This is a genomic window from Paenibacillus jilunlii (genome assembly GCF_900102965.1).
Taxonomy (GTDB): Bacteria; Bacillota; Bacilli; order Paenibacillales; family Paenibacillaceae; genus Paenibacillus_AQ; species Paenibacillus_AQ jilunlii.
The window spans coordinates 42,128-54,187 of the sequence record NZ_FNGM01000017.1; the positions used below are offsets into that span (position 1 = coordinate 42,128).

The window sequence follows — 12,060 nt, forward strand, 5'->3', positions numbered from 1 at the left end:
GCAACATTCTGCTTACTGTGATCTGTGCCTCCATCGGGGATCTGTTATTCCTCTGTATGTGCCTCAGCATCTCCATCTCCCTCCGCCTCCACTCCGCCGATCAGCGGGTCACCTTGACCAAGCACCAGCCTGCGGGTCACAATATCCCCGTCACTCTGCATCAGCAGCTTCACTGCCGCACCCGGCTTGTAGCCTTTGAACCATTCGTTGATATCCACCAGCGAAGCAACCCGGTGACCGTCAATAGCGTACAGCACGTCGCCTGCGGCAATCCCCGCCTTTTCCGCTTCCGCAGACACGACCTTCGTTACAGTCAGCGGATCCTGTGCAGGCAGCCCGACAATCGCAGACCAGCTCTCCTCCAGCTCCAGCCCCAGACTGGGTCGTTTCACCTCTCCGTATTTGAACAGCTGGTTCATGATGTACTGAACCGTATCCGCCGGAATGGAGAAGCCCATATTCTCCACACCAACCGCAGCGTATTTCAGGCTGTTCACCCCCAGCACCTCGCCCTTCATGCTGACCAGCGGACCGCCGCTGTTGCCGGGATTAATCGCCGTATCGCTCTGGATCAGCCTGTAGGCGGCATCCACCGCACGGTTCAGTCCGCTCACCACGCCTACTGTAGCCGAGTTCCGCAATGAAAAAGAGATCGGTGTCCCAATCGCAATCACCTTTTCCCCGACCTGAATCTGATTTGCTGCACTGGCAAACCTGGCAGGCTTCAGGAATTTGGCATTGATTTTGACCAAAGCCAGATCACTGACCTCATCCAGATAGGAGGCGGTGATGCTGTAGCTTTTAGCGTCTGATGTTACCACGACCGCGTTCTGCAGCCCTTTTATGACATGGGCATTGGTAATAATCCAGCCGTCTGCTTTGACTACAATGCCAGAGCCATGGGTCAAATTGTACCGGTCATCCGGTCCGCTGCCGGGATCACCCGTATATTTGCCGATGATACCCACCACTGAGGGGGACACCGCCTTAATAATCTGCGGCACAGCATCGGCTGTGACCGCTGTATTCTTTTTGCTGATGGCTGCCGCAGCGGCCACCTGTCCAGAAGCCACGTCACCGAAGCTCTTAACTGCACCCGCAGCCGGACGGTTGTCCGGAAATGCCGCTGCAAGCGCTGAAGGTGTACCGCCTCCCGCCCCGGACAACAGCACCCCGCACAGCAGTATGCCAAGGCTCTTTTTATACATCCATTTCCCCCACTTCATCGCCTTCACCGGCCCTCTCCCTGTCTACAAAACTCTAAAAGATGCTTAATACACTCCTGCACAATGATAAAAAGACGCCTTCAGCCACGTCAGCGGCGGTAAAGGTGTCTTTTGGGCATTTCCGACTCTGCAATTTTATAGCCTGTACCAGGGGTAATTTTAACCCTTCCTAGCTTAACCAGTTCATCACCATCGCGTAGTCCGAAACCACGAATACCAGCAGGCTCACGACTCCAAAGGCAATGGCAAATTTGTTCTTCTGGGGTGCCCGCAGCAGGCGGATCACTCCAATAAAGATCAGAATGGTGAACAAAATCATAAATACATCGAAGGTATGAAATTTAGACGGTTCTTGCACGGCAGCTTCAGCAAGCAGCATGGCATTACCTCCCCGAGAGTATTGTCAAGCAAGTTCATCTATTCCATATCTCCTTCTATGTTATCGCTACCATTTCAGTGACGCAATAGAAAATGCTTAAAAAATTATGTATTTGTCACAAAAATATTTTCCGGGCTGAAAATTATGCTGCACAACAGCAATTGGGGATCTTCACTTGCGTGTGTGCATCCTTTGTCAAAGAGCGTGCTTATATCATTATTTAACGAAAATATCCTTCTTTGAATCTTATGGTGGACATGCTCTGCTTATGCCTGTTCGAACTATCAGCAAGTCCTTATTTATTCATAAACAATCGTTATACCCTTTGCCACAACCCTCACTGCCTGCGGCTCCTTACCTGTGTTACCATCGGGCTTATGAACGTATACAGAAAGGATGCTGGATATGGCTTACGAACCATTATGGAGCGCTGCTCCCGAGAAACTTAGCAAGTTCGAATTCGTCAAACTGCAGAAAGACGGGCTTGATGTGATCCGCACCATTATTGAAAAATATGCCTTGGAGGGCTACAGCTCCATTCCGGCCGATGACCTGGATCTGTTCAAGTGGGCCGGGGTATACCAGCAAAAGCCGCGTGAAGGACATTTCATGATGCGTGTGCGCATTAATACAGGCATTATGACCTCAGACCAGGCCAGAACACTGGCTGAAATCGCCAGACTGTACGGGCGGAATCTAATCGATATAACTACACGGCAGGCCATCCAGTTCCACTGGCTGACGGTCGAGCATCTGCCGGATATTTTTAAGCGGCTTGAAGCGGCCGGGCTCTATTCCTTCGAAGCGTGCGGCGACTGTCCACGGACCATTGTCGGCAACCCGCTGGCAGGGATTGATAAGGATGAACTGTTTGATACCACAGGTATAGTCGAGCAGTTGAATGATTTTTTCATGCTGAACCGCGATTTCTCCAACCTGCCGCGCAAATTCAAAATCTCTGTATCTGCCAACAAGTACAATAATGCGCAGGCGGAAATTAACGATCTGGCTTATACACCTGCAGTAAAAGTCATCGATGGCGCTCTAACCCAAGGGTTCCATCTGATGGTGGGCGGCGGACTCTCGGCCAAACCTCATCTGGCGCAAAAGCTGGATGTCTTCGTGAAGCCGGAAGAAGCGCTTAAGGTAGCTGCCGGGGTGGTTACCCTGTTCCGGGATTACGGCTACCGGGAGAAACGCCACCATGCCCGTCTGAAATTCCTCGTCGCCGACTGGGGTGCCGAGAAATTCAAATCGAAGCTGATTGAAGCCGTAGGCGAACTGCCCTCTCGCGGAGAAGACCAGACGGCTGGGTGGCAGGCTGCTTATTTTGACGGCGTGCATCCCGAAGTCCAGAAAGGTCTCAGCTACGTAGGCCTGAACGTTCCAGTCGGCCGCTTGAACAGCGATGAGCTGGAGCAGTTGGCCGGGCTGGCCGATCAGTACGGCGAAGGTAAACTCCGCACCACGATGACCCAGAACATTATTATCAGCGGGGTACCGGATGATAAGCTTGAAGCCCTACTGGATGCCCCGGTGCTGCAGCGGCTGTCGCCAACCGCCAAAAACTTCATCAGCCGCACCGTCGCCTGCACCGGCAATGAATTCTGCAACCTGGCCCTCGTGGAGACCAAGCAGCGTGCGGTCAGTGTTGCTGCATATTTGGATGAGCATGTCCATCTGGATGAGAAGCTGCGCATTCATTTCGTCGGCTGTCCCAATGCCTGCGGGCAAAAGCAGGTTGCCGATATCGGTCTGCAAGGTACGCTGATCAAGACACCGGACGGCATGGTCGATGCGTTCGACATTGCTGTAGGCGGGACGCTTGGCTGCGGAGACTGCGGTCCTGCGGCCGAATTCGCCCGCCCGCTGAAGGGCCGTATAAAGAGTGATCGGGTAGGCCCGGTTCTGGAGCAGTTCATCTCCTTCTACACAGAGCAGCGGCAGGAGCAGGAGAATTTCTATGCGTTCACGAACCGGGTGGGTGTGCCGGTACTTCAAGAGCAGCTTACTGCTATTTTGGAGACTGAGTGATGACACAAAATCCAAGGAGTAATATCTTTTGAAATATATTGAGTTCGGTATAGGCAACAGATGGATGCTGCGGACGGAAACGGAATGGAGTGACGGCACAGAGACCGAAGAAAAGGGAATTGTGCCCCCTCTCAAATTCCATTCGTTGTATATAAGAATATGGATAAGAAAGACCGTATGGATTATAGATAGCAGAGAAGGCTTCAAGCGTTCCAGAAAAATGCGTAATGCCTTCAAAATTATCATTGGGGTCAGCAGTTATTAATTTAGCTGCATGTATGTAAAAGGGCCGTATGAATTGCAACGGCCCTACCTATTCTTCGGCTACAGGACAGAAGCGGTTCTGTCGCCGCGGCTTATATGCTGTCCGCTTATCCGATGTCCGAAGTCTGCAGTTCCAGGGCTTTGGTCCGCTCCGTATCGCGGATCAGTACAGGCTTCAGGTATTTCCCGGTGTAGGATTCCTCCACCTCGATAATCTTCTCCGGTGTCCCCGTAGCAAGCACAGTCCCCCCGCCGCTTCCGCCTTCAGGTCCCATATCAATGATATAGTCGGCAGTCTTAATCACATCAAGATTATGCTCAATGACGAGTACGGATTCGCCGGAGTCCACCAGACGATGCAGCACCTCAAGCAGCCGCCCGATGTCATCCACATGCAGCCCCGTTGTCGGCTCGTCCAGAATGTACAGCGTCTTGCCGGTACTGCGGCGGTACAGCTCGGAAGCCAGCTTCACACGCTGCGCCTCACCTCCGGACAAGGTTGTTCCCGGCTGGCCGATATTGATGTAACCCAGTCCAACATCCAGCAGGGTCTGCATTTTGCGGTGAATCTTCGGAATATTCTTGAAGAATTCAGTAGCATCCTCTACGGTCATCTCCAGCACATCGGAGATGCTTTTGCCTTTATATTTCACTTCGAGCGTTTCCCGGTTATAGCGTTTGCCTTTGCAGACTTCGCAGGGAACATAGACATCCGGCAGGAAGTGCATTTCAATCTTGATAATGCCGTCTCCACGGCAAGCCTCACAGCGTCCGCCTTTGACATTGAAGCTGAAGCGGCCTTTCTGGAAGCCGCGTACCTTGGCTTCGTTGGTCTTGGAAAAGAGGTCGCGGATATCGTCGAATACACCGGTATAGGTGGCCGGATTGGAACGCGGAGTCCGCCCGATTGGCGACTGGTCGATATCAATGACTTTGTCCAGATTTTCCAGCCCGCGGATTTCCTTGTGCTGACCCGGACGGACCTTCACCGCTTTGTTCAGCTGCCGGGCCAGACTCTTGTAGAGAATCTCATTCACGAGCGATGATTTGCCTGAACCCGATACCCCAGTTACGGCTGTAAAAACACCAAGTGGAATTTTGACGTTCACATTTTTCAGATTGTTCTCCTTGGCGCCGCGGATTTCGATCCAACGGTCATCCGTAGCACGCCGTTTGGCAGTAACCGGAATGAACTTGCGACCGCTCAGGTACTCCCCAGTCAAGGAATTCGGGTCATTCATAATCTCTTTCGGGGTGCCCTGGGCCATGACCTGACCGCCGTGAATCCCTGCACCCGGGCCGATATCAATGATATAGTCGGCAGCCATCATCGTATCCTCATCATGTTCGACCACAATCAGGGTATTGCCCAGATCGCGCATATGCCCAAGTGTTGAGATCAGCCGGTCATTATCCCGCTGATGCAGACCGATACTCGGTTCATCGAGAATATACAACACGCCCATCAGGCTGGAGCCAATTTGGGTCGCCAGTCTGATCCGCTGCGCCTCACCACCGGAGAGCGAGCCGGCCGCACGGCTAAGCGTCAGATAATTCAGTCCCACGTTGACCAGGAAGCCCAGGCGGCTGCTGATTTCTTTGAGGATCAGGTGGGCAATGGCCGTTTCCTTCTCACTCAGGGCAATGTTGTCAAAAAATTGGAGGCAATCGCCGATGGACAGATCAGTGACATCGGCAACATTACGGTCATTGACCGTTACAGCGAGAATTTCCTTCTTCAATCTTTTGCCTTTGCACACATGGCAAGGTTTGGCGCTCATGAAGCCTTCAATGAATTCGCGGATGCCATCGGAGGCTGTCTCACGGTAACGCCGCTCCAGGTTGGGAATAATCCCTTCAAAAGCAACGAGCGCATCCTTCCGCTGTCCGAAGTCATTCTCATACCGGAAGCGGATCTTCTCGCTGCCTGTGCCGTTCAGCAGCTTATTCATATGCTCTGGCGACAGACTGCTCACGGGAACATTCTGCGGGATTTTGAAATGCTCGCACACCGATTTCAGGAATTGCGGATAGTAGTTCGATGTGCTGCCTGTCCAAGCCAGGAAAGCACCCTCTTCAATGCTCTTCCCCTGATCTGGAATCAAAAGGTCGGGATCGACAACCATCTTCATCCCAAGCCCGTCGCATTCCGGGCAAGCTCCGAAGGGGCTGTTGAACGAGAACATGCGCGGGGCAAGCTCTTCGATGCTGAACCCGCATACCGGGCAGGCAAAGCTTGAACTGAACAGCAGTTCCTCCTGGCCGATGATGTCAACCAGAATTTGCCCGCCGGAAAGCTTCAGCGCGGTCTCCAGAGAGTCCGTCAGCCGCGTCTGCACATCATCCTTGATCACAATCCGGTCGACTACAACCTCAATGGTATGCTTCTTGTTCTTCTCCAGTACGATATCCTCAGTGACTTCACGCAGCTCACCGTCCACACGTACACGGACAAAGCCCTGCTTCGAGATATCACTGAAAAGCCCCTTGTGCTCACCCTTGCGGCCGGAGATTACCGGCGCCAGAATCTGCAGCCGGGTTTTCTCGGGATACTGCATAATCCGGTCTACCATCTGCTCAACCGTCTGGGAAGTGATTTCGATGCCATGATCCGGGCAGTGCGGATGCCCGATCCGGGCGAACAGCAGCCGCAGATAATCATAAATTTCCGTCACTGTGCCTACGGTTGAACGCGGGTTGCGGCTTGTTGTCTTCTGGTCGATAGATATTGCCGGAGACAACCCGTCAATGGAGTCGACATCCGGCTTCTCCATCTGCCCGAGGAACTGTCTGGCATAGGCCGACAGGGACTCTACATAACGGCGCTGTCCTTCAGCGTAGATTGTATCGAACGCCAGCGACGATTTGCCGGAGCCGCTAAGTCCCGTCAGCACGACGAAGCGGTCACGCGGAATCGTTACGTCAATGTTCTTGAGATTGTGCGCTCGCGCACCTTTGATTACAATATTTTCGTTCGCCAACGGTATACCCTCCTAAAAACCTTTTAAATTGAATAAAAATTTTCGATCCCTCCCAAACCCTCCCTTAGCCAAGGGAGGGCCCCGAGGGTTGCACCCTCTGGACACCCGCAAGGCTGCTGGCGAAAGAGCTGGAGAGAATGGACCTAGCTAGTGTGACGAAAGGAGCGCTTGTCCCTAACGGGACCGCTGAAATGTGGGCGCTACAGGGAAAACCCGCTGTCCCTTCGGGATGCGCAAAGTGCCTCAACTGCGGGCTGTCCCTTCGGGATACGCAAAAGATAAAGCGAACTGCGGGCTGTCCCTCCGGGATGCGCAAGGGCAACATTTATTTAAAAGTAACGGCCGGGACAGCGCCGTCCTGTACTTGCGGAAACACCAAGAGTGTGGCTGGGGGAGCATTATTCGGCCCGCAGCTCCAGAAGTGCATCACGCAGCTCGGCGGCGCGCTCGAATTGCAGGTTCTTGGCGGCATCCTTCATCTCGGCCTCCAAACGCTGCATCAGGCTTTGGCGGTCCTTCTTGCTCATCTTGCCGCCCACTCCGGTGAGATACTCGGCCTTGGACTCGGCAACTTTCGTCGCCTCAATGATATCGCGCACTTTCTTGTTGATCGTAGTTGGGGTGATGCCATGCTTCTCGTTGTAGGCAATCTGTGTTTCCCGGCGGCGCTGGGTTTCGGTCATAGCTTTTTCCATGGATTCTGTGATACGGTCACCATACATAATTACACGGCCGCCAGAGTTACGGGCCGCACGGCCAATGGTCTGAATCAGCGAACGCTCCGAGCGGAGGAAGCCCTCCTTGTCGGCATCGAGAATCGCAACCAGGGATACCTCGGGCAAATCAAGCCCTTCCCGCAAGAGGTTGATCCCCACAAGAACATGGAAGGTGCCAAGCCGGAGATCGCGCAGAATCGCCATACGCTCCAGCGTCTTGATGTCGGAGTGCATATAGCGCACCTTGATGCCGATTTCCTTGAAATAATCGGTCAGGTCCTCGGACATTTTTTTCGTCAGGGTTGTAACCAGCACACGCTCGTCGCGTTCCACCCGTTCACGGATTTCGCTGATCAGATCATCAATCTGCCCCTCAGTCGGACGCACCTCGATAATCGGGTCCAAAAGACCGGTAGGACGTATAATCTGTTCAACCATAGTATCGCAGTGCTCCATTTCATAAGGACCCGGTGTGGCTGACACATATACGATCTGATTCACCTTGTCTTCGAATTCTTCAAACTTCAGCGGCCGGTTGTCGAGCGCAGACGGCAGGCGGAAGCCATGCTCCACGAGAACGGTCTTGCGCGCCCGGTCGCCGTTGTACATCGCCCGGATCTGCGGTAATGTCACATGGGATTCGTCGATTACAATCAGCATATCATCAGGAAAATAATCCATGAGTGTATACGGTGTTGCTCCAGGCTCACGGAAGGTAAGCGGTCCGGAATAGTTCTCGATCCCGGAACAAAAGCCGACTTCCTTCATCATCTCGATATCGTAGCGGGTGCGCTGCTCCAGCCGCTGGGCCTCCAGCAGCTTGCCGGCATCCCGGAGTACGGCCAGCCGTTCTTCCAGTTCCCGCTCAATATTGACAAGAGCCACGCGCATCGTTTCCTCTTGGGTAACAAAGTGGGAGGCCGGAAAAATCGCCACATGGTCGCGTTCCCCGATCAATTCCCCGGTCAACACGTCGATTTCTGTAATTCGTTCGATCTCATCGCCGAACAGCTCTACACGGATGGCATGCTCGCCCTGTGAGGCCGGGAAAATCTCTACCACATCACCGCGCACACGAAACGTGCCCCGCACAAAATTAATGTCGTTGCGCTGATACTGGATATCCACGAGCCGGCTCAGTATCTGGTTCCGCGGCTTCTCCATCCCCACCCGCAGCGACAGCAGCAGGCTTCCATATTCCTTCGGCGAGCCGAGGCCGTAAATACAGGAAACGCTGGCGACAATAATAACGTCACGCCGTTCGAACAAGGAACTGGTCGCGGAGTGGCGCAGTTTATCTATCTCTTCATTGATGCTAGAATCTTTCTCGATGTAGGTGTCGGAGGAGGGAATGTACGCCTCTGGCTGGTAGTAATCGTAGTAGCTGACGAAGTAGTCTACAGAATTGCTAGGAAAAAACTCCTTGAACTCGCTCGCCAGCTGGGCAGCCAGCGTCTTGTTGTGCGCAATAACCAGCGTAGGCCGGTTGAGCTTGGAAATCATTTGTGCGATGGTAAAGGTCTTCCCTGTACCGGTCGCTCCCAGCAGCGTCTGGTGCTTCTTGCCCTGCCGGATGCCGTCTACTAATTCTTGTATGGCATGAGGCTGATCGCCCTGGGGTGTATACTCGGACTCCAATTGAAAAGTCTGCGTACTGACGACAATATCACTCATTTGCCCGTCTCCCCTCTATCGTCTAAAATATATGAATATATTATAATTGTGGCCCGATGATTCTCTCTCCATACTGCTCTGAAATATATGGAAGATAAGAATACTTGTTCCCGTTTATTATACAGTGTTGCCCAGATTCATGCAAACCATAATATATAGAAATTTAAGGAGCTTGAACTCATGGATATTACTTCAATTATCGGCCTGCTGGCCGGTCTGGCTGCGCTGATCGGCGGCTTTTTTTGGGAAGGCGGAAGCCTGTCCGGGCTGCTCCAGCTGAATGCAGCGCTTATTGTATTCGGAGGCACGCTTGCCGCCGTAATGATCAGCTTCCCGGCCTCCAGGCTGCGTTCCGTCCCAGCGGCGCTGCGGCTGGCTTTTGGCAGACATGCGGACACTACGGAAGAACAAGCCGAAGAGCTGATCTCTATGGCTGCCGTGACAAGACGCAGCGGTGTACTCGCCCTGGAGAAACGGGCAGAAGAGCATACCGATCCTTTTACCAGCGAGGGCCTTATGCTCATTGTTGACGGTACAGACCCCGGGCAGGTCCGGCAGATTCTGGAGCTGGAGATGGACGCCAAGGAGCTGAAATACGAAGGCTATGCCAAAATATTTGAAGCCGCAGGCGGCTATGCGCCCACCATGGGCATCATCGGCACGGTCATGGGGCTGATCCGCGTGCTCAGCAACCTTACCGATCCCTCCAATTTGGGAGCATCAATCGCAGTTGCTTTTACGGCAACGCTTTACGGTGTAGCCAGTGCTAATCTAATATTTTTACCCATTGCCTCCAAAATCAAATCCCGCAGCCAAAGTGAGCTGGGTTCGATGGAAATGCTTATGGTAGGCATTCTTGCCCTGCAGAACGGGGATCATCCCCAGCTTGTGCGCAAAAAGCTCCGCTCGTTCCTGAACCGGTCCGCCGGAGAACGCAGCACCGACAATACAAGAGGCCTGTCATGAGACAGAGAAACCGGAGAAAACCCCGCACGGGAGGCCGGGAAAGCCGTGACCGCTGGATGATCACCTATGCGGATCTTATTACGCTGCTGCTGATTTTTTTCGTAATTTTGTATGCCATGAGCAGTCTGGACACACAGAAATTCAATATCGTGACCGGTTCTTTATCGGACACCTTCAAAAGCGGAAATCCGGTGCTGGATGGCGGAGACGGCTTGCTGGAGGGTCAAAAAGGAATGGAGTCCGAAGGAACAGGCAACGGGCAGAAGGGTAAAACCGGAGACGGTGCTGAATCCGGTATGAATCAGGAGCAGCAGAATGCGGGCGGCAGCCCGGCAGCCAGTCCTCCAGCCGATACACAGCCATCGGCACGTGAACAGGCCTTCCGCGATCAGGAAGCGAAGCTTGCTGCGCTGATGGGCGTCATCACCCGATATGTCGAAGACAATAATCTGGGCGGTCAGATCTTTGTGGCGGACAAGCCGCAGGGTATCGCGATTACGCTCAGCGACCGCTATCTGTTCGATGCCGGCAGAGCCGAGCTCAAGGCGCCTGCATTTCCCGCGCTGCGGCAGCTGGCTGGCCTGTTCCGCGGGATTGGAGCCACGATCAGCATCGAAGGCCATACGGATAATACGCCAGTGTCTGCAGGGTCACGTTATAATGATAACTGGGAATTGTCCGGCGCCCGCGCCCTTTCGGTGCTGCGCTTCTTTTTAGATAATGAGGGGCTCAGTCCTGGTAAGTTTCAGTATGCCGGATATGCGGATACCCGCCCTGCTGTCAGCAACTCCATCCCAGAGGGGCGGCAGAAAAACCGCCGCGTTGAGATTACGGTCCTGCGGCAGCTTCAGGAAGAAGAGTAGCCTCAACTGTCAACTCAGAGATCAGCAGGTGAAATCCCATTCTTGACAGCATGTGAATATCTTCCCAAAATAAAATATCACAAAAAGACAGACCTCACACATTAGTGACAATAAATGTAATGTGAAGGGTCTGCCTTTTTTAAAAGCCGGAAAACCGCCGTCTTCCTGGTATTTTATTCTCCGATCAATTCGCGGTAAGCTGCCGCCGCAAGCAGTCCGGATGCCGCCTCCGCGAACTCCCCAGTGATTTCCAGCTCAAAAATCCATCCGCCGCTGTATGGCTGATCGTTAATCAATTCCGGGCTGGCTTCCAGCGCGTCATTGATTTTGGTCACAGTTCCCGATACCGGGGAATAGAGCTCCGACACCGTCTTGACGGATTCGATACTGCCTACACTGTCGCCTGCCGAGATGGCTGTGCCAACCTCAGGAAATTCCACAAATACGATATCGCCAAGCAGATGCTGGGCATGATCCGTAATCCCGACACGTACTATGCGCCCTTCACCCTGCTGTGCCCATTCGTGCTCTTCGCTGTACAACAGGTTGTCTAGCACTTCACTCATTCTTAAGCCGCCTCTTTTCCAAATTTGGAGTTGTAAAATTAGTTATAGACTAAGTTATCGCGCTGCTCAATGTCAATATAACTAACAGGAAAATAAAATTTGTCATCTTTTTGACGTTTTTTTGTTGACAGCGGAGTTGTATACCCGGTTTAATGGAGTCAGTAGAAAACAATACGGTTTGCGAATGATGGCATAGGGAGAGACTGTCTCACAGGAAGACAGCGCCGAAGGAGTAAGCCCGGGAGGGTGAATCTCTCAGGCAAAAGGACCTTTGCCGGACGCATCTCTGGAGAGCTATCCGGCCCCGCCTGGCAGGGTCTGGATCACCAACGGGGAAACCTGCGCGCTGGGCGGCAGGGTAACTCTCAGGTACAAAGGACAGAGCGAAGGA

At 53.2% G+C, this 12,060-nt stretch carries 9 protein-coding genes and 1 riboswitch; of the genes, 4 read left to right on the forward strand and 5 right to left on the reverse strand.

What is annotated here, in order from left to right; all coding sequences use genetic code 11:
* Nucleotides 1–44: 44 nt before the first annotated feature.
* Both BLQ82_RS23925 and BLQ82_RS23930 read right to left on the reverse strand, forming a co-directional pair.
* Nucleotides 45–1,226, reverse strand: coding sequence for a S1C family serine protease (locus BLQ82_RS23925; RefSeq protein WP_082722642.1), 1,182 nt, complete (start codon nt 1,224–1,226; stop codon nt 45–47).
* Nucleotides 1,227–1,395: 169 nt separating this feature from the next.
* Nucleotides 1,396–1,605, reverse strand: a complete 210-nt coding sequence (locus BLQ82_RS23930) for a hypothetical protein (protein ID WP_020426461.1) — start codon at nt 1,603–1,605, stop codon at nt 1,396–1,398.
* A 405-nt stretch (nt 1,606–2,010) separates the two neighbouring features.
* Between BLQ82_RS23930 and BLQ82_RS23935 the strand changes: the two genes are divergently transcribed.
* The gene (locus tag BLQ82_RS23935; RefSeq protein WP_062522995.1) at nt 2,011–3,639 is read left to right on the forward strand and encodes a nitrite/sulfite reductase; all 1,629 of its coding nucleotides are present in this window, start codon (nt 2,011–2,013) and stop codon (nt 3,637–3,639) included.
* A gap of 28 nt (nt 3,640–3,667) precedes the next feature.
* Entirely contained in the window at nt 3,668–3,904 is a 237-nt protein-coding gene (locus BLQ82_RS23940; RefSeq protein WP_062522997.1) for a DUF3977 family protein, read from the forward strand.
* A 106-nt stretch (nt 3,905–4,010) separates the two neighbouring features.
* On the opposite strand, the gene uvrA is transcribed toward BLQ82_RS23940, so the two are convergent.
* Together uvrA and uvrB are read right to left on the reverse strand one after the other, a co-directional pair.
* Nucleotides 4,011–6,884 (reverse strand): excinuclease ABC subunit UvrA, encoded by a 2,874-nt coding sequence (gene uvrA, locus BLQ82_RS23945; protein ID WP_062523000.1) that lies wholly within the window; start codon nt 6,882–6,884, stop codon nt 4,011–4,013.
* A 398-nt stretch (nt 6,885–7,282) separates the two neighbouring features.
* Nucleotides 7,283–9,274 (reverse strand): excinuclease ABC subunit UvrB, encoded by a 1,992-nt coding sequence (gene uvrB, locus BLQ82_RS23950; RefSeq protein WP_062523002.1) that lies wholly within the window; start codon nt 9,272–9,274, stop codon nt 7,283–7,285.
* Nucleotides 9,275–9,454: 180 nt separating this feature from the next.
* Between uvrB and BLQ82_RS23955 the strand changes: the two genes are divergently transcribed.
* Together BLQ82_RS23955 and BLQ82_RS23960 are read left to right on the forward strand one after the other, a co-directional pair.
* The gene (locus BLQ82_RS23955) at nt 9,455–10,240 is read left to right on the forward strand and encodes a flagellar motor protein (protein ID WP_062523004.1); all 786 of its coding nucleotides are present in this window, start codon (nt 9,455–9,457) and stop codon (nt 10,238–10,240) included.
* Nucleotides 10,237–11,103 (forward strand): flagellar motor protein MotB, encoded by an 867-nt coding sequence (locus BLQ82_RS23960; protein WP_062523006.1) that lies wholly within the window; start codon nt 10,237–10,239, stop codon nt 11,101–11,103. Before BLQ82_RS23955 ends, BLQ82_RS23960 begins: the two co-directional genes overlap by 4 nt.
* A 173-nt stretch (nt 11,104–11,276) precedes the next feature.
* Here the strand turns inward: BLQ82_RS23960 and gcvH are convergent, their stop codons facing one another.
* On the reverse strand, nt 11,277–11,669 hold the full coding sequence (gene gcvH / locus BLQ82_RS23965; RefSeq protein ID WP_062523008.1) for a glycine cleavage system protein GcvH: 393 nt from the start codon (nt 11,667–11,669) through the stop codon (nt 11,277–11,279).
* A gap of 184 nt (nt 11,670–11,853) precedes the next feature.
* Nucleotides 11,854–11,950: riboswitch (glycine riboswitch) on the forward strand.
* Nucleotides 11,951–12,060 lie beyond the last annotated feature (110 nt).

Bases quoted from the DNA above. Each gene is read 5' to 3' on its own strand.
- BLQ82_RS23925 (WP_082722642.1), bottom strand. From the start codon at position 1,226: ATGAAGTGGGGGAAATGGATGTATAAAAAGAGCCTTGGCATACTGCTG.
- BLQ82_RS23930 (WP_020426461.1), bottom strand. From the start codon at position 1,605: ATGCTGCTTGCTGAAGCTGCCGTGCAAGAACCGTCTAAATTTCATACC.
- BLQ82_RS23935 (WP_062522995.1), top strand. From the start codon at position 2,011: ATGGCTTACGAACCATTATGGAGCGCTGCTCCCGAGAAACTTAGCAAG.
- uvrB (WP_062523002.1), bottom strand. From the start codon at position 9,274: ATGAGTGATATTGTCGTCAGTACGCAGACTTTTCAATTGGAGTCCGAG.
- BLQ82_RS23955 (WP_062523004.1), top strand. From the start codon at position 9,455: ATGGATATTACTTCAATTATCGGCCTGCTGGCCGGTCTGGCTGCGCTG.
- BLQ82_RS23960 (WP_062523006.1), top strand. From the start codon at position 10,237: ATGAGACAGAGAAACCGGAGAAAACCCCGCACGGGAGGCCGGGAAAGC.
- gcvH (WP_062523008.1), bottom strand. From the start codon at position 11,669: ATGAGTGAAGTGCTAGACAACCTGTTGTACAGCGAAGAGCACGAATGG.